Consider the following 225-nt stretch of genomic DNA (forward strand, 5'->3'; position numbering starts at 1 on the left):
GTGCCATGTTTCAAGTGAACTTCAAAGCTATTGGACTTGTTATCATTTTGATACTTAATGCCCGGCTTAAAGTTATCTGAAAATAATTCATAGCCTTTTTCTTCTAAGCCTTTAATAACTTCTGCTGGATCATGTTCAAAAGTAATTACTTGGTTGAACTTACCATTTTGCTTGTCACTACCAAGTGTCTTCTTTTCAGTGTCATCAATGTAGGTAATCGTAGCT

1 protein-coding gene is annotated in these 225 nt (G+C 34.7%); it reads right to left on the minus strand.

What is annotated here, in order from left to right; all coding sequences use genetic code 11:
• Positions 1–225, minus strand: a 225-nt coding sequence (locus FC37_RS10405) for a mucin-binding protein (protein ID WP_162255100.1), incomplete at both ends; no start/stop codon positions are given.

This window comes from Lactobacillus gallinarum DSM 10532 = JCM 2011 (assembly GCF_001434975.1).
In the GTDB taxonomy this organism is placed as follows: domain Bacteria; phylum Bacillota; class Bacilli; order Lactobacillales; family Lactobacillaceae; genus Lactobacillus; species Lactobacillus gallinarum.